At 62.6% G+C, this 25868-nt stretch carries 31 protein-coding genes, 1 tRNA gene and 1 pseudogene; 10 read left to right on the plus strand and 23 right to left on the minus strand.

The genetic code is table 11. The features are described from left to right. Positions 1–127: 127 nt before the first annotated feature. Positions 128–319, plus strand: a complete 192-nt coding sequence (locus HV773_RS24810; protein ID WP_175197020.1) for a DUF559 domain-containing protein — start codon at positions 128–130, stop codon at positions 317–319. Between the two features lie 276 nt (positions 320–595). Here HV773_RS24810 and HV773_RS24815 read toward each other — a convergent pair whose 3' ends face one another. From HV773_RS24815 to HV773_RS24835, 5 genes are read right to left on the minus strand one after another with little or no spacing between them, the layout of a single operon-like run. Beyond that, complete coding sequence (locus HV773_RS24815) at positions 596–1021, minus strand: hypothetical protein (protein ID WP_175197021.1); 426 nt, start codon at positions 1019–1021, stop codon at positions 596–598. Positions 1022–1028: 7 nt separating this feature from the next. Beyond that, positions 1029–1214 (minus strand): hypothetical protein, encoded by a 186-nt coding sequence (locus tag HV773_RS24820; protein WP_175197022.1) that lies wholly within the window; start codon positions 1212–1214, stop codon positions 1029–1031. Between the two features lie 3 nt (positions 1215–1217). Next, complete coding sequence (locus HV773_RS24825; RefSeq protein WP_175197023.1) at positions 1218–1514, minus strand: type II toxin-antitoxin system RelE/ParE family toxin; 297 nt, start codon at positions 1512–1514, stop codon at positions 1218–1220. After that, the gene (locus HV773_RS24830; protein WP_175197024.1) at positions 1511–2026 is read right to left on the minus strand and encodes a hypothetical protein; all 516 of its coding nucleotides are present in this window, start codon (positions 2024–2026) and stop codon (positions 1511–1513) included. Before HV773_RS24830 ends, HV773_RS24825 begins: the two co-directional genes overlap by 4 nt. 2 nt (positions 2027–2028) lie before the next feature. Further along, a complete protein-coding gene (locus tag HV773_RS24835) occupies positions 2029–2331 on the minus strand; it encodes a DUF7673 family protein (RefSeq protein WP_175197025.1) in 303 nt (100 codons plus the stop codon). Between the two features lie 346 nt (positions 2332–2677). Here HV773_RS24835 and HV773_RS24840 point away from each other — a divergent pair, with 346 nt between their 5' ends. Next, the gene (locus HV773_RS24840; protein ID WP_246282387.1) at positions 2678–3247 is read left to right on the plus strand and encodes an XRE family transcriptional regulator; all 570 of its coding nucleotides are present in this window, start codon (positions 2678–2680) and stop codon (positions 3245–3247) included. Positions 3248–3280: 33 nt separating this feature from the next. Here HV773_RS24840 and HV773_RS24845 read toward each other — a convergent pair. The 4 genes and pseudogenes from HV773_RS24845 to HV773_RS24860 form a co-directional block, all read right to left on the minus strand. Beyond that, positions 3281–3753 (minus strand): annotated as a pseudogene (locus HV773_RS24845) (tyrosine-type recombinase/integrase); the annotation flags it as partial. A gap of 289 nt (positions 3754–4042) precedes the next feature. After that, positions 4043–4249 (minus strand): hypothetical protein, encoded by a 207-nt coding sequence (locus HV773_RS24850; RefSeq protein WP_175197026.1) that lies wholly within the window; start codon positions 4247–4249, stop codon positions 4043–4045. A gap of 84 nt (positions 4250–4333) precedes the next feature. Next, the gene (locus HV773_RS24855) at positions 4334–4588 is read right to left on the minus strand and encodes an antitoxin VbhA family protein (protein WP_246282389.1); all 255 of its coding nucleotides are present in this window, start codon (positions 4586–4588) and stop codon (positions 4334–4336) included. Positions 4589–4626: 38 nt separating this feature from the next. Further along, positions 4627–4980 carry a hypothetical protein gene (locus HV773_RS24860; protein ID WP_175197028.1) on the minus strand — a complete coding sequence of 118 codons (354 nt, stop codon included), beginning with the start codon at positions 4978–4980 and terminating at the stop codon, positions 4627–4629. 308 nt (positions 4981–5288) lie between these two features. On the opposite strand from HV773_RS24860, the gene HV773_RS24865 reads away from it, so the two are divergent. Continuing rightward, positions 5289–6242, plus strand: coding sequence for a hypothetical protein (locus HV773_RS24865; RefSeq protein ID WP_175197029.1), 954 nt, complete (start codon positions 5289–5291; stop codon positions 6240–6242). 166 nt (positions 6243–6408) lie between these two features. On the opposite strand, the gene HV773_RS24870 is transcribed toward HV773_RS24865, so the two are convergent. The 6 genes from HV773_RS24870 to HV773_RS24895 form a co-directional block, all read right to left on the minus strand. After that, positions 6409–7323: a replication initiator protein A gene (locus HV773_RS24870; RefSeq protein WP_281365298.1), complete on the minus strand. Its 915-nt coding sequence runs from the start codon at positions 7321–7323 to the stop codon at positions 6409–6411. Positions 7324–7896: 573 nt separating this feature from the next. Next, positions 7897–7972: transfer RNA gene (locus tag HV773_RS24875), tRNA-Ala, on the minus strand. A 94-nt stretch (positions 7973–8066) separates the two neighbouring features. Beyond that, positions 8067–8438, minus strand: a complete 372-nt coding sequence (locus tag HV773_RS24880; protein ID WP_129563247.1) for a c-type cytochrome — start codon at positions 8436–8438, stop codon at positions 8067–8069. A 5-nt stretch (positions 8439–8443) separates the two neighbouring features. Then, a complete protein-coding gene (locus HV773_RS24885) occupies positions 8444–9238 on the minus strand; it encodes a BON domain-containing protein (RefSeq protein ID WP_174220072.1) in 795 nt (264 codons plus the stop codon). A 30-nt stretch (positions 9239–9268) separates the two neighbouring features. Next, positions 9269–9856, minus strand: coding sequence for a phosphoheptose isomerase (locus HV773_RS24890; protein WP_129560945.1), 588 nt, complete (start codon positions 9854–9856; stop codon positions 9269–9271). Positions 9857–10040: 184 nt separating this feature from the next. Further along, a complete protein-coding gene (locus tag HV773_RS24895; RefSeq protein ID WP_129560944.1) occupies positions 10041–10598 on the minus strand; it encodes a YraN family protein in 558 nt (185 codons plus the stop codon). On the opposite strand from HV773_RS24895, the gene rsmI reads away from it, so the two are divergent. Continuing rightward, positions 10597–11502 (plus strand): 16S rRNA (cytidine(1402)-2'-O)-methyltransferase, encoded by a 906-nt coding sequence (rsmI, locus tag HV773_RS24900; protein WP_129560943.1) that lies wholly within the window; start codon positions 10597–10599, stop codon positions 11500–11502. The genes HV773_RS24895 and rsmI overlap by 2 nt on opposite strands. A gap of 133 nt (positions 11503–11635) precedes the next feature. Here the strand turns inward: rsmI and HV773_RS24905 are convergent, their stop codons facing one another. Then, positions 11636–12238: a septal ring lytic transglycosylase RlpA family protein gene (locus HV773_RS24905; RefSeq protein WP_129560942.1), complete on the minus strand. Its 603-nt coding sequence runs from the start codon at positions 12236–12238 to the stop codon at positions 11636–11638. Between the two features lie 732 nt (positions 12239–12970). Between HV773_RS24905 and HV773_RS24910 the strand changes: the two genes are divergently transcribed. The 3 genes from HV773_RS24910 to HV773_RS24920 all read left to right on the plus strand — a co-directional run bounded on the left by HV773_RS24910 (position 12971) and on the right by HV773_RS24920 (position 14906). Beyond that, entirely contained in the window at positions 12971–13648 is a 678-nt protein-coding gene (locus HV773_RS24910) for an MBL fold metallo-hydrolase (RefSeq protein ID WP_129560941.1), read from the plus strand. Between the two features lie 52 nt (positions 13649–13700). Then, positions 13701–14357, plus strand: coding sequence for a 3'-5' exonuclease family protein (locus HV773_RS24915; RefSeq protein WP_129560940.1), 657 nt, complete (start codon positions 13701–13703; stop codon positions 14355–14357). Between the two features lie 78 nt (positions 14358–14435). Further along, positions 14436–14906 carry an Lrp/AsnC family transcriptional regulator gene (locus HV773_RS24920; RefSeq protein ID WP_174220033.1) on the plus strand — a complete coding sequence of 157 codons (471 nt, stop codon included), beginning with the start codon at positions 14436–14438 and terminating at the stop codon, positions 14904–14906. Positions 14907–14954: 48 nt separating this feature from the next. Here HV773_RS24920 and HV773_RS24925 read toward each other — a convergent pair whose 3' ends face one another. The 3 genes from HV773_RS24925 to HV773_RS24935 all read right to left on the minus strand — a co-directional run bounded on the left by HV773_RS24925 (position 14955) and on the right by HV773_RS24935 (position 17805). After that, complete coding sequence (locus HV773_RS24925; RefSeq protein ID WP_129560939.1) at positions 14955–16133, minus strand: cation diffusion facilitator family transporter; 1179 nt, start codon at positions 16131–16133, stop codon at positions 14955–14957. A gap of 262 nt (positions 16134–16395) precedes the next feature. Further along, complete coding sequence (locus HV773_RS24930) at positions 16396–16704, minus strand: H-NS histone family protein (protein WP_035523518.1); 309 nt, start codon at positions 16702–16704, stop codon at positions 16396–16398. Positions 16705–17103: 399 nt separating this feature from the next. Next, complete coding sequence (locus HV773_RS24935) at positions 17104–17805, minus strand: HugZ family pyridoxamine 5'-phosphate oxidase (protein WP_129560938.1); 702 nt, start codon at positions 17803–17805, stop codon at positions 17104–17106. 153 nt (positions 17806–17958) lie between these two features. On the opposite strand from HV773_RS24935, the gene HV773_RS24940 reads away from it, so the two are divergent. Then, positions 17959–19176, plus strand: a complete 1218-nt coding sequence (locus HV773_RS24940; RefSeq protein ID WP_227875344.1) for an MFS transporter — start codon at positions 17959–17961, stop codon at positions 19174–19176. A 119-nt stretch (positions 19177–19295) separates the two neighbouring features. Here the strand turns inward: HV773_RS24940 and HV773_RS24945 are convergent, their stop codons facing one another. Continuing rightward, complete coding sequence (locus HV773_RS24945; protein ID WP_129560937.1) at positions 19296–20441, minus strand: branched-chain amino acid ABC transporter substrate-binding protein; 1146 nt, start codon at positions 20439–20441, stop codon at positions 19296–19298. Positions 20442–20730: 289 nt separating this feature from the next. Next, a complete protein-coding gene (locus HV773_RS24950) occupies positions 20731–21072 on the minus strand; it encodes a hypothetical protein (RefSeq protein ID WP_129560936.1) in 342 nt (113 codons plus the stop codon). 25 nt (positions 21073–21097) lie between these two features. On the opposite strand from HV773_RS24950, the gene HV773_RS24955 reads away from it, so the two are divergent. Next, entirely contained in the window at positions 21098–21799 is a 702-nt protein-coding gene (locus HV773_RS24955; protein ID WP_129560935.1) for a dienelactone hydrolase family protein, read from the plus strand. Between the two features lie 116 nt (positions 21800–21915). Continuing rightward, a complete protein-coding gene (locus HV773_RS24960) occupies positions 21916–23430 on the plus strand; it encodes an amidase (protein WP_129560934.1) in 1515 nt (504 codons plus the stop codon). A gap of 124 nt (positions 23431–23554) precedes the next feature. Here the strand turns inward: HV773_RS24960 and HV773_RS24965 are convergent, their stop codons facing one another. Together HV773_RS24965 and HV773_RS24970 are read right to left on the minus strand one after the other, a co-directional pair. Further along, complete coding sequence (locus HV773_RS24965; protein WP_129560933.1) at positions 23555–23866, minus strand: high-potential iron-sulfur protein; 312 nt, start codon at positions 23864–23866, stop codon at positions 23555–23557. A 166-nt stretch (positions 23867–24032) separates the two neighbouring features. Further along, positions 24033–25139, minus strand: a complete 1107-nt coding sequence (locus tag HV773_RS24970) for an NAD(P)/FAD-dependent oxidoreductase (protein WP_129560932.1) — start codon at positions 25137–25139, stop codon at positions 24033–24035. Between the last annotated feature and the right edge of the window lie 729 nt (positions 25140–25868).

Below are 25868 nucleotides of genomic sequence, written 5' to 3' on the forward strand. Positions count from 1 at the left end.
TGCATCACCTCGATCTCGTCCATCGTGTACACCTGTCCATTAAAAATTTAGATGGACACGATCCTCGCCTTCGAGCCTTACTCATTCAAGATGACTTTACCGGGGGCTTACGTTCCACGAATGGGAGATGAAGCTTGCCCCATACTGGAAAGAGAAGATCGCGGGCAACCGTGCTCGCGATATCAGACACACGGTCACGCTGCGCGAGGAAGGCTGGTCGGTCATCCGCGTCTGGGAACATGAGGTCAAGTCAGATCTGCCTCGTTGCATAGCCCGTATTGAGCGAAAAATCAGCCGACTGCGCCGCCCCGCAGAGTGACCCGCCGACGCGGACCATCTCCTGCGCCTGGCGCACTGGCACAGGTGGGCGCAACAGACGAATCGACTTTGCGATTCACGTGCCCGCAGTAGGCGATATCGTCCCCAAGTGCACGAACAGCGAAATAACGTCAGATCTTGCTATATCCGCAACCATGCCGGCCGAATACGATTTCTGCCTTGATTCCCTCACACTCGGAAAACGCTCCTGGCGACAACAGGCGTCATGCGGCGCTGGCAGCGGTCGCAGGTGCAGGCGGCCACGTCCTGCACGACCTTATCCTGATATTCGAGCATATTTGTCCCCTTCCCTTGTGCGCCACGCCCCCCCGCCGGCTTCATGCTTGCGCTCAAGCTGCCGCCACTCGAACGCCGAACCCGGCTTCGGGCGATGGCGGCGTTCACCCTTGCGCAGTTCCTTCATGGCATAGATGCGCCCCTTGTGATCGCGCCAGAAGTGCGGGCGATCTGACGAAAACGACACCTTCCTTGCGTACCGGATCGGCGTCAGACGCATCGCCATTTCCATCCCGCCGTCCCACCACATTGTCGTCACGCCCCAGGGCATACCGGCGAGGCTCTTCCGTTTCAGCATGGGCAGTGTCATGCCCATCATCCGGGCCAGCTTCAGGCCACGGATGTCGCGCTTGTGCCGACGCGCACGATGCCGCAGGTAGCCGATGATATGTGCGTCCGTCTTCATACCGGTTTCATGACTGGCCAGGTGCGGATGAGCGCGAGAGCAGTTTCAAGACCTCAGTCCGGACCCGCTCGGGGTCCGGTGTGTCTTCGATGGCGAACCGCAGCTCGAACGCGAGCTGTACCACTTCCAACGGCAACACCCGGCCAGCATCGACTTCCTGCACCCCCTCCAAGATATCCTGATATTCGGGCATGCCCTATCTCCTTCCCTTGTGCGCTGGCCACTGCCGCCGCGTGTGCAGCACATTGAGAATCTGCGCCACGTCGCCAACGATGCGATACACCAACAGATAGTTTTCCGTCACCACGGCCTCGCGCGTGCCGCGCACGCGGCCCACGCGGAACAGCTTCGGATCGGCGGCAATGCGGCCGGTTTTGGCCTGGATTTCCACCGCGAGCGTGTCGGCCCCCTGCGGGCTTTGCTCGCGCACGTAATCGAGAATGTCAGCAAGGTTGAGCAGTGCTGTCGCGGTCCATTCGACAGTCACCGTCATTTACGGGCCGTCCGCTTCGGCTTCGTGGCTGGCGTGGCCGCCTTGCCTTCGGCCAGGGCGCGCAGGCCTGCGGTGTCGCCGGCGCGCAGCAGGGCCGCCACGGCGTCATGCGACACCTTCACGCTGCCCGGTTCGTCGGCCTCAGCCATCGAGGCGCGGACGGTCTCACGGAACCACCGGTTGTAGGCGGCGTCCGCGTGCGCGGCCTTCATCTGTTCGCGCGCCCGCTCGGCCTTGGACTGTTCCGCGCTCGAGCGCGGGGCGACTGGATCGTACTGCGCGGCGTCCACCTCGAAACGCACGATGCCTAGCTCGCGCAGGTATGTGGCCAGCGTCTCGAAATTCGCCCAAGTGCGGACGTTGCCGCGCTGGGTCGCCAGTGCCCGCTCGGTCATGCCGTAGCGAAACAGCACGCCCCAGCCACCACGCTGGCCGACCACGTGTGCGGCGCGTACCGCGCCCGCCTCGACGAGGCCGGACAGGGTTTTCTGGTCGATGGTCTCGGTTGCCATGTTCATTCCTTCACGAGTTCGGGCCGCCACGCGCGCACCACGGCTTCGAAGTGCTCGCCATAGCCCAGCGTGTCCGGGTAGCTGGCCGCCCGCGAGGCGAGACGGAACACCACGCACGCGTCTTCCATGATGTCGTCATCGAGGCCCCAGGCGGTCGTGAGGTCGTAGCTGCCGCACTGGCCGGCATTCCACCAGGCCAGCAGGAAGTCGGCGACGCGGCGGCTCTGGCCGGTGTCGCCCTGGGCGATCTTGAGCAGGTTGTCGAGGGCCTGCTTCTCGGCGGGGAGCATCTGTTCGGGGCGCATGGTGCCTTGCGATGGGAGGGGGTGACTGTTCGTAACCCTTTTGATGAATCTGGATTCAGGATAGAGGTTATCACAATCCTGAATTGTGATTTGCAGTCTTCAGGATGGAGAGGTTGGAACTGGACGTAATGCCCGTCGCTCCCGTGTCGGGGCGCTGTCGTGTTGCCGCGACTCCTCGCATCACATCATTAAGGCGTCCATTTAATGGGGAATCACGATGACACACATGGAGCAATCACAGCCCCGCCTGCTGACAGCCAGCGAGCTCGCTGCAGTCGTCAGGCTCTTCCGCGAAATGCGGCAATGGTCGCAGGAGGAGTAGCTGGCCGAACTCTCCGGCCTCAACGTGCGCACTATCCAGCGTATTGAACGCGGCGAGACTTCCGGCTTCGATAGCCGCCGCGCGATCGCTCGGGCCTTCGAATTCGAAGACATCGACGCGCTGAACAAGCCGTTTTCGATCCCCACGCCAGAAGAACTGCAGGCTACCAAGGAAAAGTTCGAGCGCGAACACATCACACTCAAGGCCCTACCGCTCGAAACTGGGCGGCAACTGGTGCGCCTTGCGGAGATGCACAGCATGGATCTCTCGACGCCGGGATTCGACCTGCCCCGTGAGGTTGACGAAGAATTCGCGACGCTGATCGACTTCATGCGCGAGTTTCGGGATGTCAGCGACTGCTACTCCGAGACGCAGAAGTTCGAGGTATATGACGAGCTGCAGCAGCACATCGACGCGCTCAAGGCCTCTGGCGTATCGCTCCGGTACGCCGAGCGCAAGCTGCGATTACGGTTCAACGGCGAGTCCGCAGACGGCAAACCGTTCGATACCAGTGTGCTCTACGTAGTGGCCTTCCCAGCCGGCAAGGAACCCGACGAGTTTGCGACACCGCGTTCGGTCGGTCTCGGACCCTGAAAAGAGCCGTAGGGCTACGGCGTAATGCTTTCGCTATAGGCGGATACGCTCGACCTCATCCAAGCTGATGTCGTCGTGGCGCCGGTCATAGAGCTGCGTCGTGCGCGTTGACGCGTGGTTCGCCATCGCCGCGGCGTTCTCGAGCGTGCCTCCGCTCTTCAGGTAGGCGGTGATGCCGGTCGCGCGGAAGGTGTGGTCGCCGATATCTTCGTCGCGAGGCCGGCGGCCGCCGCGCGGCGCCGGACCATCGCATGGGCGTTCGCCTGCGGCAGCGGGGTCGCGCTCAGCCGTCCGGTGCCGCGCGCGATCGTGTGAAACAGCGGGCCCTTCTGGTCGCCGGCAATGCCGGTGCCGCTCAGATGCTCAAGATACGCGTGCAGGTACGCCTCGAGTGTGTAGTGACAGGGCATCGCTTGGCTTTTGCCGCCCTTTTCACGCAGGCGCACCCACAGGCGCCGGTGCTGCACGTAGACATCCTCCACGCGCATCGCGAGCGCCGCGCCCACCTACCCGGCACGTACCTTCTTGCTCACCATGTACACACCGTCCGCCCACGGCTTGCACACCGTCCGTGCGTGTGCACACCATGCACTCACCGTTTGCACACCATTCGCCCATCATTTGCACACTGTCCGACGGCAAACGCGGCGTATTACATAATGGAACACAAAACGGCTGAAATTGTGCCCGCTGTAATACGCTGTCTCGCCCGCCAATCAAGGGTTTCGGCGGAAAAAAGAGAAAAGTGTGTTACGTCCTTTATGTTCCACTCTGGTCTGCTTTTCGGGTCTAGCTTCAGCTTTGACGGGCAAAGCTCTGGATAACAGCCCCGGTTTTCGCCGTTCCCGCCGAGATCACGCCCACCGGTGAACGCAGCGTAAACAAATCGTGAACAGATAGGGGATGCGGCAAAGCCGCATCCCCTATCTCAGTGAACGAAAAGGAAACATCAAGTGAACGCTGTGTGAACACAAATTCACGCCCACGATACGTCGTGAACATGAAGTGAACAAAATGGGAACGTGGCGGGAACAAGAGTCAAGACGCGGTCCCCGGCTGACGACCGGAAGTTGGCGTTGCGTCTCGCTAGTCAGCCAGCGGATCAGCGGCCGGAGGCCACGCGCCTTCAGCCAGCCGGCGCAGTCTCGTGGCTTCAATGCGAGCCAGGGCGCGTTCACGCGCCGTCGTCAGTTCGATTTCCCCGCGCGCCCAGCTTTCAAGATCCGCGATCGTCTCGCGATTCATCTCCAGCCCTTCGAGCCTCTGCGTGGCGATGGCATTGGTTACCGTTGCATGGCGCTTAGCAAGCTCGTCTTTGGGGAGCATGGTGACGTTGGTCATCAAGAACCTTGATTTCCCAGAGAACGGGCGCGATCGAATCACGCAAAGATGTCCGACAGTGAATACTGGCGCGGAAAAATCCCGGTTTGCCGCCCGATCAGCTCTTCGATCAAGGCGAGCTGATAGCTAGCGAGGCAGTCGGGAAGCCGCTCGTCAAGTACGGCTTTATCCACCGTGGCATCGGCCAGTGTGAAGGCCAATACCATCGCGCTGCGAGCGAGGTCCCTGTCACCGGAGATTGCCGCCTTCCTCGCGTCCCGGACAATCGCACGCAACCACTTATCGGGCAGGTTTTGTGGCAACGCTGCTTCCGGCCCCCTTGCTATCACCTCACGAAACAGCGCATCCATATCGGTTCGAGGCACATGCCGGGATCGTCGAAAACCATTCATACGTCGGCTCCTTGGTCGGCGAGATTTGCGACTAATTGGGTCGTGATTGCATACTACCGTGACCATTCGGGCACGAAAAGAGCCTCTGGGCTGCAATGAAACGGACGATGTCGAAGTGATAGGTCAGGCGATAGGAGATCCGGACGCTCGGAGACCGTCTCGTACGAGCTGTGGTCGTTGAGCAAGAGGTAAACTTCATCGCAAAAAGCTCACCTTTTATAGCTACGGGACAAGTTCAGCATATGCAAAATGGTTTTCGGCCATCAGCCACAGAAGAAAAACGGCGAAACTGCGTTAGGACGGTCGTCTTGATGCATGAGTTGATGAGACGGACAGGCTCCGCAAATCCGAATCAGTTTGCCCAGTGGTTTGATGAGGCAACCGCCTCATGGACGGGCGAGGAGGCTCCAAGCCGCAAACCCAACAAAAGGATCAAACAGGTCACGGCGACGAAGGAGCAAAAAAAATGGTATCGAATCGTCAGAGGACAGCAAGCGCTTTCTCCAAAAGGATTGAAGCAGTTATCGAAGCTGTTTCCAGACGCGCCTCAATATTTTCTGGAGGGACCAGATAGGTTGTGGCAGGCTCTTTGGGGGCCTGTTGATCAGCTTTGGACGATCTGCTCCTGTGTTGTTTACGATATGCCATACCGACCGGATCCCGAAGTCGACCCAGGTGAACTATTCACCAGCCCTGAATTGTCGTTCGAGGAATCTCTATATAACTTCGAATGCAGTCTGCTCTTGCGGCGCCGGCAGTTTCGTGACGAAGAAATTGAATTGCGGGACTTGGCTGAATCCATTGCGTTGTATCGCCTACATAACGCGGTGAACTCGCTTGGCGCAACCGACGGAGTCGGCGCATACCGGTGCGTTCGCATGTGCATGGACGCCGTGGAGCTGTGGGATCAGTTTGACGCCTTCAACACCTTCAGCTCATTTTGCGTATATGGCGCGATCAACGGCGAACTCACTGAGATGGAGATTCGCCGCCTGAAGTACGAGCCTTCCTATCGCAAGTCAGTCGGCGTTTCCCTAGCCGACATTGAACACTACGCCAAGTGGCCGCGCGATTTTTGCTCCGAAGAAGACAGAATGGAAACCTTACACATTTGCAGGTCAGCTTCGTCGGATTCCAAGTTCAAGCTGCGGGATTACCTCGATTGGCTCGACAAATTCGCCAGTCCGGCTATCCGCAAGCGTCTCGAAACCTATTTTCCACAACTTGAGGAGATGATACGCGTTAAAGATTATATACGTTAAAAAAACGCGCGCGCGTTACAGAGCAGTGCAATGGCGTGAACATCATCTGCAGCGCGGCGCCGGCAATACAAGAGGTGGGCGAAATCACGATACGTCGGTGGGCGATAACACGTGCCTGTCCACAGGAAAGGGTGGGCGATAACACGTGTGTCATGGCGACATTTTGCTACTTGGTGGGTGATACCACGATGGGTAACCTGTTCGGCAAATGTCCGGAAAGTGCGCGCGCCAGCTTGCGATGATCCTTGGTGTAAAGCGTGACAATGTCGCTCTGGCTCAAGATCAGCCGATATTCTGGCAACGAGTCGGCGATCATCACTTCGCGCACCATTCGCCGAAACTCTTTGGGACTCGCCTTGCTACCGGCTTTCTGTCGCAACAGTTCCAGTCCAATTCGCGCGGTCGGCTGACGTCCACAGTGCTTTCGTGCGAGTTCATAAAGACGTCGCTCGATCGGTCTCCTCAGGCGGAAATAGTCCTTGTGAAGTGTGAATACCTCGAAGGACCGTATAGCGTTGAATAGCCAGATCGACAATGTGATCTCCACGGCAATCATCGTCCCCGGCCGGTCGTGGCTTGCGATAGTTCTCCATCCGTCAATGAGCCCAAATCCTTCGTCTATCTGTATCCCGCCTGTGGAAATGTTGGTCGTAATAGTGGTGCCGTGCAATCGCCTCAAAGACAGCTTCAGTGCCCTGTACTCTGCCCCGCTTGTTCCGCGACCAGTGGTCTTGAAGAAATCGTATGCCATGAAGCGAACCGTTCGGTAGTTCGTGTCCGGCAATTGTCGATCCACGGCCGCGGTAAATTGCGAAGTCACATAAATTAGGACGTCTTTGTCATGTTGCGTTGCACGCCCAAGCGCGCTCGGCGTAACCGTTATCCGGCGTTTTCCGTCCTGGCTCGTCCACTGCTCGATTGAAAGGTCCGGTCGCGTGGAAAGCGAGAAGATCGGCACTTCCATGCTGGTCGCGTCGGCTTTCAGCGCGAAGCCGAGGATATCTGCAAGGAAGAAATCCCGAGAAGCGCGAGGATTCGTTAGTCGCTCTATACGAACAACTTCGTCGTGACGTAGGCACAAATCCTAGCCCCTCGCCGCAGGCGACAATTTTGAGGGCTTCGAACCCGAGAGCCGCTTCTTTCGTGCCAGTTGCTCCGCCTTGGTAGGCCGCCCTCGCCGGGCATGCTCCATGGCTGGCTGCATCGCCTGCGATGCGCCCTCGGTTGCGACGTGACTCGCCAACCAATGCTCGACATCTTCAACTCGCCATAGGAGCCGTTTTGTGCCGGGAATGCGACATATCGGAGGCAGTGCAGCCGGATTGCGGGTGGCGTCGCTGCGAATGCTAGCGACAGATTTTCGCAGGTATTCAGAAAGCTGATCGACGGTTAAGAGCGCTTGCATGTTGGCGGGGTGGGCCAAGGCGATTCATGCACTTGGCCGCAGTGGGTTGCGAATGCATGCAAGATTCGTCGGTTCAACCGCTGCGATCACGGTAATTTCCGAGCAAATTTTTTCCACCTCATCCCGAGCGTCGAACGCAACGACCGGCCCGCCACAAATTTGCCACAACCGGTCTGCAAAAAGCTGCGACACAAAGCAAAACAACGCACTACATCGCAAGACGTAGTGCGTTGTTTTTATTGAAATTTTTGGTGGAGCGGAGGAGGATCGAACTCCCGACCTTCGCATTGCGAACGCGACGCTCTCCCAGCTGAGCTACCGCCCCACTATCCAAACGATTCTAGCACAGCAATTTTCGCTTGTGCCAAGCACCAAAATTGCGCGACCTCAAGCCTCAAGAGCCCGCGAAAACGAGCGCGTTACTTGGCAGCAGAAGAATCCGGCGCCCCAGCCAAAACCCAAGCCACAACATCCTTCACATCCCCCGCACTCATCCGAGGATGAGCAGGCATAGGAACCGCGCCCCACACCCCAGCGCCCCCATCCCGCACCTTCTTCTCGAGCTTGGCCTGCGCCCCCGCATCACCCTTGTACTTCGCAGCGATATCCTTAAACGAAGGGCCAACAAGCTTCCGATCCACCGCATGACACCCCATGCAGGCATTGGAGCGCGCAACAACCGCCCCATTAGCCACCCCAGCATCAGCAGCAAAAGCCGGAGCCCCTCCAACAACGCCAGCAACCACCACCACTCCAGCAACCCACCGCCCAGTCACAATAAAAGAACGCATCACCATCACATCGTCGCCCCATTGTTACCCGGATGAACCGGTGCGGAATCCTTCACCGGCGCGGGCGCTTGCAAATCGAGCGGCTTGGAGCTCACCCCCGAATCCGGCACCGCGCCCACAGTCGGCGCATCGGCTGCGCTCGTCGGCGCCGTCGTCGCGCCATTCCCGCTACCTGATGCATTCGCCGCTGCCGCTTGCGCCGGCTGAATGTACTGATAGCACTTCACCACCTGCATCACGCCGGGCACCGTGCTCGCAGCATTCGCACCAATATTGCCTTCCTGGGTGGTCACGAGACCCATCAGATAGATAATGCCGCGCTCGCTCACCACCTTGAAGTTATTCGCCGAGATGTCCTTATAGGCCACCAGTTCGCCCTTCACGCGCCCTTCAAGATACGAGTCGTTGGCGCGCGACGAGAACGAACTCGCCGGCTGCACTGCCAGTTCATTGATGACCGATCCCACGTTCGTGACGCCACGCACGATGGTCTCGGCTTTCTGCTTCGATGCTTCGTCGGGCACTTCGCCCGTTATCAGCACGCGCTGGTTGAACACGGCCACGTTCACGTGCGAGCTGTCGGGCAGGCCGCTACCGAGGTTCGAGATCGCCTTCACCTGGATCTCGCGGTCTTCGGTCTGCGAGCCCACGGTGCGCCGGTCGGTCGCCACCAGTGCCGTGCCGCCCGCCGCCGCGCCCGCAACAGCGAGGAAGCAACCCTGCAGGCTCGCGCACAGCGAGGCTGCGAAGCCGATCGTCAGCGTGGTCCGGGCCAGCGCGCGCATCTTGCTGTTTCTGATCATCAACTCCCTCTCCTTCGTCCTTCGCGGTCAGTCTTCGCCCAGCAGCATCGCGTCGATGCCATCGCACAGGCAGTGGATCGTTAGCAGGTGTACTTCCTGGATGCGCGCGGTCCGATCGGACGGCACGCTCAGGTGGATGTCGGTGTCGGCGAGCGCCTCGTTGACCATGCCGCCGCCTTTGCCGGTCAGCGCGATCACGATCATTTCGCGCTCATGCGCGACTTCGATGGCGGCCAGCACGTTGGCCGAGTTGCCCGAGGTCGTGATGGCAAGCAGCACGTCGCCAGGCTGGCCGAGTGCACGCACTTGTCTCGCGAACACCTGGTCGTAGGCGTAGTCGTTCGCCAGCGCCGTGAGCACCGAGGCATCGGTCGTGAGCGCGAGCGCGGGCAGGCTCGGGCGGTCACGCTCGAAGCGGCCGATCAGTTCGGCGGCGAAGTGCTGGGCGTCGGCGGCCGAGCCGCCGTTGCCGCATGCGAGTATTTTGTTGCCGTTCGCCAGCGCGGCGAACATCGTGTCGACCGCGGCGGCAATCGGCACGGCCAGGGCTTCCATCGCGGCGAGCTTGACTGCTGCGCTGTCGCGAAAGTGCTGTTGAATTCGTTCGACGGACATCGACTCTCTAATCTGTACTGCGGGTATCGCGAATATTCCGCGTGAATGCGGGGTGCCGCAAGTTTAGCGCACTCACGCTCCTTCTCTTCCGGTGTTCTTTTCCGCACGCCTTTTCCATGCCACTTTTTTGCGCGCGGCGTCGCGTGTGAACGCGTCCGCGTGCTTCTGCTTGCGCTTCGCTCGTTCAACGCCCATCTTCGCGAAACGCGTCGCGCAACCACGCAAGACGTCCGCCGTCGAACGTCACCACGTCGAAGCGGCACGCCGTCGGCAATGCTTCGCGCGCGTGCGCATTCATCGCGAGGCCTGCCAGGTAATAGCGCGCCGCGCGCAAGATGCGCTGCTGCTTGTGCCAGCCCACGCTCGCGGCCGCGCCACCGTAACCGTGCCGCGTGCGTGCGCGCACTTCCACGAAAACGAGTGTGCCGTCGCGATCGCGCATCACCAGGTCCAGTTCGCCGGCGCGGCAATGCACGTTGCGGGCGACCAGCACAAGACGCTGACGCTGCAAGAAAGCGAGTGCGTGCGATTCAAAGCGCGCACCTGCCTCACGGCGTTCGGCGTTGGACCGGCCTCGTGCGTATAAGTTGTCGCGATGTGGCCTCGCCGGCTCATCCGCGTCCGTGCGCGTGCGCGAGACGCATCTGCCGCCCTCGCGCTGTCGCGTACCCTGCGCCGCCGCGCCTTCCCCCACATGGCACAATGACGGCCTCTTTTCTTGCGTTCGCGCGTTCCGTGTCATGACGTCCCTCCTCGAACTCGCCGAGACCCAGCACTATCCCGCCGCCACGCTGTACGTCGTGGCGACGCCCATCGGCAACACAGCCGACATCACCTTGCGCGCGCTACATGTGCTCGGCCTCGTCGATCGCATCGCCGCCGAGGACACGCGCAACACGGGCCAGCTTCTCGCGCGCTATGGCATTTCGAAGCCGCTCGTCGCCGTGCACGAGCACAACGAGCGCGAGGCGGCGCTGCGCGTGATCGAGCATCTGCGCGCGGGCGAGCGCGTGGCCTGCGTCTCGGACGCGGGCACGCCTGGCATCTCGGACCCCGGCGCGAAGCTCGTCGATGCGGTGCGCGCCGCCGGTTTCCAAGTCGTGCCGCTGCCGGGCGCGAGCGCGCTCGCCACGGCGCTTTCCGCAGCCGGCGACTGGGTCGCGACCTTCACGTTCCTCGGCTTTCTGCCGTCCAGGACGAAGCAGCGCGCGGCCGCGCTGCAAGCGCTCGGGGCGCATGCGCACGCGATGGTGTTCTACGAGGCGCCGCATCGCATTGTCGATACCGTGCAGGCACTCGCCGATGCATTCGGCCCAACGCGGCGTCTGCTTATCGCCCGCGAGTTGACGAAGCTACACGAGTCGCTCTGGTGCGGCACCCTGGCCGAAGGGCCAGCGTGGCTTGCCGCCGATGCCAACCGTCAACGCGGCGAGTTCGTGCTGACCGTGGAAGGCGCGAGCGCGCAGTCGCCCGGCGACGCCGATCACGATGCGCTGCTGCGTATGCTGCTGGAAGAAGTGCCGGTGAAGGGCGCGGCGAAGATCGCGGCGGCGCTCACGGGTGCGTCGCGCAACGCGCTCTATGCGCGCGCGCTCGAGCTGAAGAACGAAGGCGGAGATGAAGATGCTGAGGAAGACGCCAACTAAGCGTCGATAACCGCAAGATGCCGCATCGGGCGATGCGGCTGCAAGACACAGCAGAAAAGCCCGCCAGAAAAACCGAAGGGCCGCGTCGATATCGACGCGGCCCTTCATGTTTGTAACCTCAGCGTGGCGAAGCTCAGTTGCTGTTCGAGTTTGCCGCCAGCATTTCGGCTTGCGCGGCCTTCGCTTCCTGGCGCGATAGACCTTCGATGTCCACCTTCGCCGTACCGGCATGCTGGAGGCCCAGCACCTTCGCCGCCGCATAGGACAGGTCGAGGACGCGGCCACGCGCGTACGGTCCACGGTCGTTGATCTTCACCACGACCGACTTCGAGGTGTTCGGCACGCTCACACGCACATAGGAGCCGAGCGGCAGCGTGCGATGCGCGGCGGTCAGCGCCTTCATGTTGAAGCGCTCGCCGCTCGCGGTCTTGCGGCCGTGGAACGCGCGGCCGTACCACGAGGCGCGGCCGATCTGGTGGAACGAGCCGACGTCCGGCGTGTTGCCGTCGATCGGTTGTGCGTCGGCAAGCGAGCTGTCCTTGCCGGCGCCCGCTGCCGGCAGCGTCCCGAACGCGGAGCCGTAGCTCTGCGGAGCGGCAAACGCCGTGTGCGCGTCCTTGGTGCTAAGCGCGTTGCCCTGCGCATGGTCCTGCGGACCAGGCGGCATGGCACAACCGGCCAGCACGGACACGGCTGCGAGACTCCCGAGTCGTTGTCGAGAAAGTCCGAATTTCATAAGTTAGCCATCATGTTTCGGAGCCGTCCCGCGCCTTGGTTGCGCGTTCGTGGATGACTCCGGCGGTCGCAGGCAAAAGAACACCCCTCCCGCCGATCGATGAAAAACGGCGAGCGAATGCCAATACCCGGATGCAGCTCCATATGCCGCTAACCGCTGGTTTTCTTTCACGTCTGGCGCAGCCTGTCCCCGGCAGCCTGACCAGACCCCACATGCCGCCATCGAACGGATGAACACGTTCAGGCGCGCCGGTAACACACGGCGCACAGGAACGGCGGCGTAGGCCCCACCCAGCGTCACGGCAGCAAGGCCGTGGCAGGCGCGTAGCACCTGGCTGGGCAAGACGTGCGGTGCCGAACGGATCGGCACCTGATTTGCCATCTTGTAAGGCAGCCTGTTTAGCCAGCCTTCTTTGACGGCACTGCTTGACGGCGATGCATCGAGACCCGTTTTAAACAGTGGGTCACATTGCCCTTTGAACGCACGCGTAACGTGCTTGATGGACCGCATTATACCTAAAAGTAATTCTTGCCATCCTTTCCAGGTAGAAAACTCCATGATTTTTCACTATTGATGTAACAAAGCCGTTTGTCTCACTCATCGGCGGGCCTTGTCTGACAAGGCTGACCGATACCTTCCGGCAAGCCCCGGCGACGTCTTGCGCGCCCCGGTACAATCGGGTCTTTGGCTTGGTCCAGCTCCACCAACACACGTCATCCAAGAGCCGCGCGCATGAAAGTCACGCTGATTCCCGTCACGCCGTTCCAGCAAAACAGTTCGCTCCTCGTCTGCGAGGCAACGCGGCGCGCCGCCGTGGTCGATCCGGGCGGCGACCTCGATCGCATCGAAGCCGAGATCGCGCGCCAGGGCGTGCAGCTCGAAAAGGTGCTGCTCACGCACGGTCACCTCGATCACTGCGCGGGCGCGAAGGAACTCGCCGAAAAGTTCGGCGTGCCGATCATCGGTCCGCATGAGGACGAGCGCTTCTGGATCGATCAGTTGCCGCAGCAAAGCGAGCGCTTCGGCTTTGGCCATGCGCAGGCGTTCGAGCCCGACCGCTGGCTCGCGGACGGCGACACCGTGCAATTTGGAGATGAGGAGCTGGAGGTCTATCACTGTCCCGGCCACACGCCTGGGCACGTCGTGTTCTTCAGCCGCAAGCATGACCTCGCGCTGGTGGGCGACGTGCTGTTCGCGGGCTCGATCGGCCGCACCGACTTTCCGCGTGGCAATCACGCGGACCTGATCCGCTCGATCCGCGAGAAGCTTTGGCCGCTCGGCAACGACGTCACGTTCGTGCCGGGCCACGGCCCGGTTTCGACCTTCGGCGAGGAGCGCCGCACGAATCCTTATGTAGCAGACAGCGTGCCCGGCGTTTCGGGCGGCGCAAGCCAGGCGCCTTGGGGTTAAGCGCCGGGCCACGCTCGCCAGCACGTATCGAACCTGTTATCGAATCCAGCCCATGAATCCAGCGAATCAAGCCGCCATTGAAGAGATCTACGTCAGCACCGACGTCGAGGCCGACGGTCCCATCCCCGGCCCGCACTCGATGCTGAGCTTCGCTTCGGCGGCCTACACCGCCGACAAGCGTTTGATCGCTACCTTCTCGGCGAATCTCGCCACGCTCGAAGGCGCGACACCGCATCCGGTGCAGGCAGCATGGTGGGAGACGCAGCCCGAGGCATGGGCCGCCTGCCGCAAGGATCTCCGGGACCCGGCCGAAGCGCTCAATGCCTATGTGGAGTGGGTGGAGGCGCTGCCCGGCAAGCCCGTGTTCGTGGCCATGCCGGCAGGCTTCGATTTCACTTTCATGTTCTGGTACATGATGCGCTTTACGGGGCGCTGCCCGTTTTCGTGGTCGGCGCTCGACATCAAGACGCTCGCGTTCGCCATGACGGGCCTGCCGTACCGCAAGTGCATCAAGCCGCGCTTTCCGAAGCACTGGTTCGACGATCACCCGCACACCCATGTCGCGCTCGACGACGCTATCGAGCAAGGCGCGCTCTTCTGCAACATGCTCGCCGACCTGCGCGCGCAGCAGGCCGCGCAAGCCGCCGCCTCCACCGCCGATGATGGGGACACCTCGGGGCAGAAAGCCGCCATCCGCACATCAAATTAGGGAATCTCCCTCGTCAAGCGCGGTTTGCATTGCGTTTCGTTTTTCCGGCCTCTAACATTCGGGAATACGGCGACGCACATGGAGGCGCATTTGACACTCGATACGTTCTCTCAAAAGATCCTGCGCCTTTTGCAGCTCGACGCGCGCCGCTCGGTGCAGGAAATCTCCGATCAGGTGGGCCTCTCCAGCACGCCATGCTGGCGCCGCATCAAGGACATGGAGCAGTCAGGCGTGATCCAGCGCTACACGGCGCTGCTCGATCGCGAGAAGCTCGGCCTGCACGTCTGCGCGCTCGCGCATATTCATCTCACGCGGCACACCGAAGGCGGCGTCGAGGCGTTCGAGCGCGAGATCGCCACCTGCCCCGAAGTGACCGAGTGCTACAGCACGACCGGCGAATCGGATTACATCCTCAAGATCGTCGCGCCGGACATCAAGGCCTACGACACCTTCCTGCACGAGCGCATCTTCCGCATTCCGGCTGTCGCGCAGGTGCGCACGAGCGTCGTGCTGCGGGAAATCAAGTTCGATACTCAATTGCCGCTTTAAGCGCTTTAAGCCTTTGAGCCACGCTCGGCCCGGCTGGCTCACGCAGCACTACGCTCCCGCCGGTCCCGAGCCTTCCGCCGGCGCTTTCACCGGCGTTGCGGCTTGCACTGCCTCCACCTTGCTCGCGCCGAGCTTGCGCGCGAGCGTCTGCATGTCGATGCCGTCGAGTCGTCCTGCTTCGCTCTGCGCCACCAGCACGACCTGGATTTCGAGGCCCGTGCTCAGGTAGTGAAGCGTCACCGCCTCCACGCGCACGCCGTGCGCCGCGAGCGCCTCGCGCAGCGCATTCGCGACTTCGCTGCGCGGCGGCAGGTTCGCCACCGAGCGCACGTGCATGTCGTCCTCGGGATCGACGTGGATCAGCGCGTCGAGCACGCGCGGGTCCTTGAGCAGGCGCGCGCGCGCCATCTCCGCAATGTAGTGCCCTTCCGAAACCGAGATCAGCGGATTAACGAGGATATGCGCGTCCACAAGCGCGAGGTCGCCGGTCTTGCGCGTGCGCAGTTCGTGCACGTCGAGCACGCCCGGCGTGCCAACCAGCGTGGTGCGCAAGTCGGCGGTGGTGGCTTCGTCGAGCGCGCGATCGGAGAGGTCCTGGAGCGCGTCCCAGCCGAACACCCAACCCATGCGCGCAACCATGAAGCCGACGATAGCCGCCGCGATCGGATCGAGCAGCCGCACGCCCATGAGGCTGCCCACGATGCCGATGGCGACCACGAGTGATGACGCCGCGTCGGAGCGCGCATGCCACGCGTTGGCGATCAGCATGGCCGAGCGCACGCGTTGCGCCTCGCGCAGCATGTAGCGAAAGAGCGCCTCCTTGGAGACGAGCACGAGCACGGCCACCGCCAGCGCACTCGCATGAACCGGCGGAATATCGCTGAGATTGGCAATGCGCGTGCCGGCGCGCGCGAGCATGCCCACGCCCACGGCAATCAGCAATGCGCCGAGAAATAATGAGGCAACCGTTTCATAACGGCTGTGGCCGTAATTGTGATCGGCGTCCGGCTTTGCGCCGCTATGGCGGTTCGCAAACAGCACGACGAAATCGGCAACGAGATCGGAGAGCGAATGGATGCCGTCGGCGATCAAGGCCTGTGAATGCGCAAACACGCCAACCGCGATTTGCAGCACGACCAGCACCGAATTGACACCGACGCTGACAAGCGTGGTCTTGCGCGCGACGCGCTGTTTATCCGATGGTGAAATGGCGGTGGTGGAGGACATGCGTTACAAAGCGCGAGCGTGGAATAGCCGCCATTGTAATGGCCCTACCATGACCAATTGGGATAACCCTGGAATCCTCTTTTAAATCAGCCGATTACGAGAACACCTCGTATTCGCGTTTACACAAGAGGAACCATGTCGCAAGGCATTGGCAAGGTATCGGTAAGAGGGCAACAAAAAAGCCGCGCTTGGCTCATGACGGCGCGGCTTTTTCGCTTGCGGGCCGCAAGGCCCATCGCCAGAACATCAGAAGGCGATTTACTTACTTCTGAATCAGAAAATCGTCGCGGTCCTTGCCAGCGATCCAGCGCGGCGGCTTGCCACGGCCCGACCACGTGCTGCCACTTTCAGGGTCACGGTATTTCGGTGCAACGCTTGCGCGCGAGCGGCTGGCTGCCTTGGCGCCCTTGCCGGCTGCGCGGCCGCCGCCGAGTTCGGCCAGCGTAATGCCGTAATCGGCCATTTTCTGCTTGATCTCGTCGAGGACTTCGGCATATTCACGTGCCTTTGCCTCTTCAATCTGCTTCTCCAGCTTTTCTCGCTGCGCGAGGAGTTCCTTGTAGGAAGACATAGGTATCCTGGTGGTTTGTTAATTAATGGCTACCAATCTTGCGTCAGTATGCCCATTGACAGGTGATTTGCCTCGGAAATTGCAGGCGAGATTAACACAGAATCGAATGTCACGAAAAGCGTGGGCAATAAAAATAATTAAAACGTTTTAGTCGCCGCTGAACGGTGCGCCAGGCCACGAAGATCTGCCATTTCGTGCAAATCGGTATTTTTGCCCAATATCCCATTTTTCAGATAAATCCCGCTCTCATAATTCGCAGGGCATGAAAATTAATTGAGAAAAAAACCTCGAACATCTCATTTCATGCGAGCTTCCGGCGGCGCCCACGTATTATCTTGAAATTGCACAATGCACTAGAAGCGGCAGCGAACAGCGCTCGCCGCCTTCTAGAAAAAATACTCAGCTTGCATGCCGCGCAAGGCAATCGGCTATCACGGCATGCAAGGATTGCGTGTCGCTCTGCGGCGCGTCGAAAACATAGCGTGTGCGCACGCCGTCGATGTCGAGGTCCGCGCCGTAGCGGTCCACGCCCAGCAGCGCGAGCCCGTCCCGGCGTTTCGGATGCGTTTCGAAGAAGCGAATCAGCGCTTCTTCTTCGTCGGCGGCGAGCGGGTCAAGCGGGTCGAGGTCCGCGCCGTCGAGCCAGCCCATCGCGCCAAAGCCGCCGATGTAGCGCAGGCGCTCGACACGCATCGTCCAGAATGTGAAGTCGCCGAGCGCGAGATAGCGCGCGGCGTCCGGCTGGTATCGCAAGTAGCGGCGCGCGAGCGCTTCGGCGTCAAACTCGGCGTCTGCATCGGCTTGCACCCCGGCTTCGGTTCCACTCGGCTCGAACCGGCCAAGCAGCGTCATGCGCGGCGCGTTCAGCACATCGTCGCCGTTCGTCTGCGCGACGAGGAATCCCGCGCGCGAGTCGCCCTGCAGATTGCGCGTGTGCTCAGCAAGCCGGCTCACGAGGATGACCGGGCGGTGGCGCGCATCGGGCACGAACGGCAGCAGCGTCGGGTACGGAAAGCCGAGCGGTTCGCGCGTGTGAGTGGCCAGCGTGCCGGTGGCGGTCTGATGCATCAAGTGCAGCGGAGCATGAGCGGGAATCTTCAAGGGTGTCCTCGATCGATGAGTGGTCGATGGGCGCAGCGCGATCCCACTATTAGAACAGGCCACGCGGACGCGAGCAGCCCGCGCGCGCCTTCGCTAGAATTTCCGCTTGCCTTTCAAATAGCTGATTCGCTGTTGTCCATCCCAGGATTTTCCGTGTCCGACCATTTCCCCGATTCATCTCTCGCCACGCCGCCCCATGCCGTTCATCGCGCGCTTCCCGCCGCCACGCGCCAGCGCGCGCGCGTGGCGACCATGGCGCTCTTTTTCATCGCGGGAATGATGTACGCATCCTGGGGCGTGCACGTGCCCACGGTGCGCGACAAATTCCATCTGAACGCGGCACTGCTCTCGTATGCGCTGTTCGCCGTGGCGGGCGGGTCGATCGCGGCCATGACGACCATCGCCGGATGGATCGCGCGCGTCGGCACGCGCCGCGCCTGCCTCACGGGCGGCCTCACCATGTCAGTGTGCGGCGCGCTGATTCTCGTCGTGCCGTACTACTGGATGCTGCTTGTCGTGCTCGCGGCGTTCGGCATGGGCATGGCCACGCTCGACGTCGCCATGAACGCGGAAGCGAGCGCCGTCGAGGAGGCTGTCGGCCGGCCGATCATGTCCGCGCTGCACGGCATGTTCAGCCTGGGCGGCATGGCCGGCGCCGCCGTCGGCGGCGCGCTGCTCGCGCACGGCATGGCGCCCGCGCTGCATCTGTTCCTCGCTTCGGTGGTGGCTGCGCTCGTGCTCGTCGTCTCGTGCCCCGCCGTGCTGCCGCACGTGCCGCACGCCACCCACGGCGAGCACGCCAAAACCGGCAACCGCTGGCGCACGCCCGCGCTGTGGGCGCTGGGCGGCATCGCGCTCATCGCGCTGATCGCCGAAGGCGCAATGTACGACTGGGCCACTGTTTACATGCGCGACGTCGTGCTCTCGACGCCCGCTCTGGCGAGCGCCGCCTACGCGGCGTTCTCGGGCGGCATGGCCGCCGCGCGCTTCGCCGGCGACGCCGTGCGCGCCCGCTTCGGCGCGCCGCAACTCGTGTTCGCGAGCGCCTCGCTCGCCTGCGCGGGCATGATCGGCGCACTGCTGCTGCCGTATTCGTTCGCCGCGCTCACGGGCTTCACGCTCATGGGACTCGGCCTCGCGAACATGATGCCGGTGCTGTTCGCCGCCGCCGCGCGCGTGAAAGGCATCCATGCCGCCGAGGGCCTCGCGCACGTCGCGGGCATTGCTTACTTCGGGCTGCTGTTCGGGCCGGTCGTGATCGGCGGCATCACGCAGGTGACCAATCTCACCGTCGGGCTTGCGGTCGTCGCGCTGTGCGCCGCGCTCGTGGCATTCGCCGGGCCGAAGGTGCTCAGGCGGCTGGGGATTTGAGGCTTGCGCCGTTCGTAGCGCCTTTCATTGCGCGATTGCGCCTTCCAAAACAAAAGCCCGCGGGTCCAAAAACCCGCGGGCTTTACTCTTTGCGGCTATGAAATCGACCGCGTGGAAATTTACATCTTCACCACGTCGAGCAGCGACTTCTTGCCTGCCTTGTAGTTGTACAGCGAGATCACGCCGTGCTTGAGGTCGCCTTTCGAATCGAAGGTCGTCTCGCCAATCACGCCCTTGTAGTCCGTAGACGGCATGGCGGCGAGGATCTTGGCCGGATCGGTCGAGTTGGCGCGCTTCATCGCGTCGACGATGATGTACACCGCGTCATACGTGAACGGCGCGTAGATCTGGATCGGCTGGCCGAAACGCTTCTCGAACTTCGCCTCGAACGCCTTGCCGCCCGGCATCTTTTCGAGCGCCATGCCCGCTTCCGAGCACACGATGTTGTCGGTCGCGTCGCCGGCGAGGTCGGCCAGCTTGTCGGTACAGACGCCGTCACCCGCGAGCACCTTCGCGCGCAAGCCAAGCTGCTTGGCTTGCTTGGCGAACGGGCCGCCGGTGGCGTCCATGCCGCCGTACATGATCGCGTCGGGGTTCTCGCCCTTGATCTTCGTGAGAATGGCGCGGAAGTCCACGGCCTTGTCGTTGGTCGCGTCATGCGAGACCACGTTCATGCCGAGCGACTTGGCGGTCTTCTCGAACTCGTTCGCGAGACCCTGGCCGTAAGCCGTCGAGTCGTCGACGATCGCCACGCTCTTGAGCTTCATGGTCTTGGCCGCGTAGTTCGCGAGCGCCGGGCCCTGCTGGGCGTCGGTCGCCACCACGCGATAAGTGGTCTTGAAGCCTTGCTGCGTGTAAGCCGGGTTGGTCGCCGACGGCGAGATCTGCACGATGCCCGCATCGCTGTAGATCTTCGAAGCCGGGATCGAGGTGCCCGAGTTCAGGTGGCCCACGACCGCGACGACCTTGTCGTCGACGAGCTTCTGCGCAACCTGCGTGGCAGTACGCGGGTCGGCTGCGTCGTCCTGGGCGTCGAGCACCAGGGTTATCTTCTGGCCGTTGATCGTCAGGCCCTTCGCGTTGATTTCCTCGATAGCCAGGCGCGCGCCATTTTCGTTGTCTTTGCCCAGGTGCGCGATACCGCCTGTCAGCGGCGCGACGTGGCCAATCTTGACCGTTTCGTCGGCGCTCGATGCCGTTGCGAACGTCGCGAACAAAACGACTGCCGCACTAATCGGCAACAGCTTGTGAAGCTTGATATTCATGTAAGTCTCCGGTTTCGAACCAACAGCAACGTAATCGCCCAGTGCTCCCGCGCCCCGAACGTGTCGCTCCCCGTGCGGACGACCACGCGGATGCATCCTTGATGCACCTGGCCCGTATGGCGAAAAGCCCGCTCGTGGCAGACCGCCCATCCATACTTGCGCGCAAGTGTAGGTGATCAAATTAATTTGGAGTATTTTTTTCAGATATCGGGGCGAGTACCAATAGGCTTTCACCTGAGTACTTCGAAACCCTGGTCAATCGGCCCAAAAGCCTTGCCACGCAAGGGTTTTACAGGAAGTTTGCAATCCTTTCAAAAGCATTTTCCAAGGTGCGCCCGAATATTTTTCGAGATTTTTGGCGAGTTACGCGGGGAATGTTAAATGCGCTGCCGGCCACGATAACGTTTGCTTTTCGAATTCCCCCACTCGCCCGGAGATTAGCTGAAATTAAAGTCAGCCCTCGATTAATTCGCAGCACACACGAATCGTTGCGCACTCCAGGGTTTTCTCTCATCGAGAAAAGCCGCACGCCCGAAAAGCGATTAACCGCGATTATTACGATTCCCTTGCGCACAGCGTGCTGCAGGCTGCGCGCCGCCATGGCAAACTGGCTCCCCGTTTTGCGGATCATCCTATTCGCGTAGAAGGAGAGCAATGTGAGCGTATCGACCAAGTGGATCGACATTCCCGCCGGCAAGGACAGTTTCGGCGCCTATCTCGCCCTGCCCAAGGGTGGCAAGGGCCCGGGCATCGTCATCATTCAGGAGATTTTCGGCGTGAACGGCCACATTCGCGACGTGGTCGAGCAATACGCGCTCGACGGCTATGTGGCGATCGCCCCTGACATCTTCTGGCGCACCGCGCCGCGCGTCGAGCTCGACTATGTGGGCGCGGACCGCGAGCGCGGCATCGAGTTGATGAAGAAGACCGACATGAATCTCGTCGTCGAGGACATCGCCGCGACAGCCGCCACAGTGCGCCAGCTGCCCGAGTGCAGCGGCAAGGTCGCCGCCATCGGCTATTGCCTGGGCGGCCGGCTCGCGTATCTGGCCGCGGCCAGCGGCTCAATTGACGCGGCGGTCTCGTACTACGGCGGCGGCATTCACACACAACTCGACCTCGCCGACAAGATCAAGCAGCCGATGCTGTTCCATTACGCCGAGCTCGACCACGGCATTCCGCTCGATGCAGTGGGCCAGGTGAAGGAGCGCTTCGCCGGCCGCGACAACGCCGAATTCCACCTCTATCCGGGCGCCGATCACGGCTTCAACTGCTCGGTGCGCGCGTCGTATAACCAGAATGCGTCGGCGCTCGCGCACGGTCGCACGCTCGCGTTCCTCGCACAGCACCTGCAATAAAACCGCCAGGGCGCGCAAGCGCGGCACAGGAAGCGGCCATTGCGGCAGAATCGTTGCAATGGCCGCTTTTGTTTCAGTGCGCCCAATCCCACGACGCCCCCAAAGGAGTGCGCGCCTTGCAGTCCGACTATCTGGAATACGACGCCATCGGCCTTGCCGAACTCGTGCAGCGCCGCGAAGTGAGCGCGCGCGAGTTGCTCGACACCGCGATCGCGCGCGCCGAGGCCGCCAATCCCGCGATCAATTCGATCGTGCTCAAGGACTACGACGCCGCGCGCAAGCGTGCGCTGCGCATCGAGGCGGGCGGCAATGGCGTCGACGCCCTCGCGCAGGGGCCGCTCGCAGGCGTGCCGTTTCTCGTCAAGGATCTGGGCGTGGCGGTCGCGGGGCTGCGCATGACGCTCGGCAGCCGCCACTACCGCCATTACGTGCCGACGGCAGATGCGCCCGTGGTCGAGCGTTTCCGCGCGGCGGGCCTGAACCTGTTCGGCAAGACGAGCGCCTCGGAGCTCGGCCAGATGCCCTACACGGAGCCCGAGTTGTTCGGCCCGTGCCGCAATCCGTGGAATCTCGATCACACGCCGGGCGGCTCGAGCGGCGGCGCCGCGGCTTCGGTTGCGGCCGGCATCGTGCCGCTCGCGCACGCCTCGGACGGCGGCGGCTCGATCCGCATTCCCGCCTCGTGCTGCGGGCTCTTCGGCCTGAAGCCGTCGCGCACCAACCAGCCGCCTTCGGATGTGCCGCCATCTCCGGGCGGGCTGGGCGTCGACCTCGCCGTGTCGCGCAGCGTGCGTGACAGCGCGCTCATGCTCGATCTGCTCGCCGGCGACCCTGCGCGAGCGCCTGGCGCGCCGGGCACTTTTCTCGCGGCGGCGCGCGAGCCGCTCGACGGCGGCAAGCCGCTCGCGGTCGCGTTTATCACCGACCCGCTGTTCGCCGACGCGCTCTCGCCCGACGTGCGCGACGCGCTCGACGACGCGGCCGCGCTGCTCGCCTCGCTCGGCCACAACGTGGAGCCGGTGAAGCTCAACGTGGACTTCGCGGCGGCGCGCGAGGCGTTCTTGATGCTGTGGTCGGTGGTGGCCGAAAAGTACGTGCTCGAGGCTGACACGATCACGGGCACCAAGCCGCGCCGCCAGGATTTCGAGATCGCGACATGGGCGATGGCGCACATCGGCCGCAAGCTGGGCGAGCAGGCGCTGCCCGCCGCGCTCGAAACGCAGCAGCGCATCACGACGCAAGTCGCCGACCTGATGACGCGTTTCGACGTGATTCTGTGCGCGACGCTGGCCGCGCCGCCGGTGAAAATCGGCGAGCTGAAACCCACGCCTTCGGAACGCATGCAGATGCGTGCCGTCACCGCGATGCCGGTGGAAGCGCTAATGAGAAAACTGCTGACGGAATCCGCGAACAAGGCGTTCGCGTGGGCGGGCTGCACCGAGCTGTTCAATATGACGGGGCAGCCTTCGATGTCGGTGCCGCTCGCGTGGAATGCGCGGGGCCTGCCGATCGGCGTGCAATTCGCGGCGCGGGAAGGCAACGATGCCTTGCTGCTGCGCCTTGCGGCCCAGCTCGAAGCGGCGCGCCCGTGGTTCGGACGGCGGCCGCCTCTGCTGATGGCGCGTGCCTAGGCCCGCGCGAAGCCAGCCTGGGTGAAGCCGGTGCGCGCGCATCGATTCGTGCAATACGATGGCGATGGGCGACCCGCTTCGAGCCCGCGTGCCTGACGGCTCGGGCTCGGACTTCTCAGACCTATCAGGCCTTCTTGTTGTAGGCGCTGCACCAGCCCTTGCCTGCGACCTGCTTGCCCGGGAACATCGGGCATCCAGCGTAGGCGTCGGTGGCCTTGCCCTGGTAGAACGTGCAGTTGCTGCAATCCTGGCCGGCGGCGTACTTCGCGAACTTGGCCTTGTCGACCTTGGTTGCGTCGGCCTTGTAGCCGAGTGCCACGGCGGTGGGTTCGGATTCACCAAGCTTCGGCGCATCGGCGAAAGCCTGACGCGACAGCGCGACGGTGGCGGCAACGCCAACACTCGTGATCAGAAAGCTGCGGCGGGACGATTTCATGAGCAGTACTCCAATATTGTGGGCACACCGTTCTGCCGACGGCGTGGCGTGAAGAATAACAACGAAGCCGCCGTACGTGCATCATGTATTCCGGACATAAGCAATTCGCACCCTGGTAATAAGGGGATGCGAGCCGGGGTGCCACTCGTCATTTGGGGCAAGCGCCTCAGGCAAACCCGGCTACCTCGCACACGCGCTGCGCGATGGCGAGCGACGCCGTGAGCCCCGGCGACTCGATGCCGAACAGATTCACGAGCCCGCGCACGCCGTGCGCCGCGCCACCCTGAATCACGAAATCGGCGGCGTTCTCACCAGGGCCCGAGAGCTTGGGCCGGATGCCCGCGTAGGCGGGTTGCAGCGCGCCGTCGGGCAAGCCCGGCCAATAGCTGCGGATCTGCGCATAGAAAGCGTCGGCGCGGCGTGGGTCGACGTCGTAGTCGATCGAATCGATCCACTCCACGTCGGGACCGAAGCGCGCCTGCCCACCGAGATCGAGCGTGAGATGCACGCCGAGCCCGGCCTCGTTCGGCATCGGGTAAATGAGCCGCGAAAACGGCACGCGCCCCGAGACGCTGAAGTAATTGCCGCGCGCGAGATAAAGGGGCGGGATGTGGCGCGGATCGAGCCCGCGGATACGTTTCGCAATCCGGGTGGCGTGCAGGCCTGCGCTGTTGATGAGGCAGGCCGCGCGGATTGAGGTGGCGGCTTCGCCACCTGTCCTGATCACGAAGCCGTTCGCGCTCGCGTCGACAGACTCGACGGGCGACTTGAGCGCGATCACGGCGCCATCGCGTTCGGCATCGCCTTGCAGGGCCAGCATCAGCTGATGACTGTCGACGATGCCCGTCTGCGGCGAGTACACCGCCGCCACGCATTCGAGCGCGGGCTCGAGCGCCAGCGCCTCGGTCTTGTTGATGCGCGTGAGATCGAACACGCCGTTTTCCTTGCCGCGCGCCTGAATCGCTTCGAGCTGCGCGACCTGGGCGTGCGTCGTGGCCACCAGCAACTTGCCGCAACGCGCATGCGCGACGTTGCGCGCCGCGCAGTACTCGTAGAGCATCTCGCGCCCGCGCACGCACAAGGTCGCCTTGAGCGAGCCACGCGGGTAGTACAGCCCCGCGTGAATCACCTCGCTGTTGCGGGAACTGGTGCTGGTGCCGATGGCGTCGGCGGCCTCCAGCACGATCACCTCGCGTCCGCGCGCCGCCAGGGCGCGCGCCACCGCGAGGCCGACCACGCCCGCGCCAATCACCACACATTCGATCTGATCCATGTCGCTGTGTCCGCATCCGGCGAATTAGGCGGCGGCGCCTCCCTGACGCCGCCATTAGAAAAATTGTAGACCGAGGGCGAGGCGGGTTTGAATCGAATATGGATTGAATATGCGTGCAAATCCACCCATCGCGCATGCTTGCCGAGTGGGGCACGGGCCTTGGCAAATCTCGGCTATCGATACGCGTCGGCGATTGCATTCCACCCATCGTTGCGCGAAAAATAACAATCGGTTACGGAATCGGCCTCGAAATGCGCCGCTGTTGCCTCCATATTGTAAATAGTTACGCGCGGCGCAATCGACGCTGCGCCGCGCCCTGCGGATTTGAAATTCCCGGTTGCGGTCCAGTGTTTGCGAACCCGGTATAGGATCGAATGTCTCAAGGAATCCGCCCCCGCCATTGCGAACCGGCACAACCGGCTCGCAAGGCACGCGTGCATGGAGCCTGCCCACATGACGTTGTTGAAGCATTGCCTCGCCGTTACCCTGTTCGCCGCCGCTGCCGCGTTCGTGACCGTAAGCGCGCAGACACGAACGGAGGGTGTGGTGCAGCCCGCGATTCCGGCCTCGCAGCCGGTCGTGCACGCCGTTCCGGCCCCGTCTACGGAGACCGCGCAACCGCCGGCGGCACAACCCGCGCAGCCGGCGGCGCCACAATCGAAACCCCAGTCGAAACCGCAGGCCGCCCCGGCACCTGCGCCCCAGGCGGCACCGAAGCCCGCTCCAAAG

It is taken from the genome of Paraburkholderia caffeinitolerans (genome assembly GCF_902859945.1).
Lineage (GTDB): Bacteria > Pseudomonadota > Gammaproteobacteria > Burkholderiales > Burkholderiaceae > Paraburkholderia > Paraburkholderia caffeinitolerans.